Below are 1233 nucleotides of genomic sequence, written 5' to 3' on the forward strand. Positions count from 1 at the left end.
CAGGGCCTAGTACATCTTAACGAATGAAAGTGAAAGCCCGTTTTAACTATTTTAAGGTCGCTAAGGGCTTTTTTGAGTGTTTTGTTGCACGCTGCCGAAGTGGGGCATAATTTACTATTTACTAGTTTTAATCTATTTTCAAAATTGCTACAAATTCTATAAAATCAGCTCTTTCCTTGGTAATGACAGGGACGGAGCTGTTTTTGCTTTGGAACAGATTAAGAATTTGTTTTTTGTAACGGGGAAAACAGTTTTATAAAAAGCAACTTGGAACAAAGGGTGCGTTCAAATTCATAAAAAATAGGGAAGTTTGAAATTAGGTCTAAATTTTGGCATCTGAATATGGTATGCTTATTGGTGCACTTTTTGATTTTGAAATTTTGAATAAATGCGGTTAATTAATAAAAGTTGAAATCAATATACTTTAATTTATTTGAGAAATAGCGTAAGGAAAACGTTTAAGCTTGTTTAAAGACGACAGCATAATTTAAAATGAAACGCAATATGTTGTAGACCAATTAGTTATGATATACTAAATATTGATTATAGATAAAAGAGGGGCCTTGTATGGTGATAATTACAGCAGGAATGATTGGTGTTGGGAAAACAACGTTAACTGGAAAGATTGCAAAGCATTATGGTTCAAAAGCTTTTTACGAACCAGTTGGTGATAATCCAGTATTGCCATTATATTATTCTGATCAAAAAAGTTATGGATTTTTACTGCAAATTTATTTTTTAAATAAACGATTTGCAATGATAAAAAAAGCACTTTCTGATGATAATAATGTTTTGGATCGCTCAATTTATGAAGATGCATTGTTTACTCGTGAAAATAATAAAGAAGGTAACATTACAGATACCGAATTTGGTGTTTATTTGAATCTTCTGGATAATATGATGAATGAGTTGAATGACCTTCCTAAGAAAGCACCAGACTTGATGGTGTATGCGGAAACCGATTTTGATACGATTTTATATCGTATTAAAAAGCGGGGTCGTGACTATGAACAATTCGACAATAATCCTGAACTTGAGGACTATTATCTTAAGATGTGGGCAGCGTATAAAGAATGGTATCGTGATTACGATGCAAGTCCTAAGCTCAAAATTGATTTACAAAAGTACGATTTAGAGAATCCAAAAAATGTTGAAACTGTACTGGGTCAAATTGATACAGCTTTAGCGAAGATTCGCGAACCAAAAGATGTTGAAGAAGCAATGTAAAAAAAC

General features: G+C 32.4%; 1 protein-coding gene. It reads left to right on the forward strand.

Annotated elements, in window-relative coordinates:
- Nucleotides 1–567: 567 nt before the first annotated feature.
- Nucleotides 568–1227 (forward strand): deoxynucleoside kinase, encoded by a 660-nt coding sequence (locus tag PPA04_RS09470; protein WP_068805188.1) that lies wholly within the window; start codon nt 568–570, stop codon nt 1225–1227.
- The last annotated feature ends 6 nt before the right edge of the window (nt 1228–1233 follow it).

The sequence above is a fragment of the Pediococcus parvulus genome (assembly GCF_007990205.1).
Classification (GTDB): domain Bacteria; phylum Bacillota; class Bacilli; order Lactobacillales; family Lactobacillaceae; genus Pediococcus; species Pediococcus parvulus.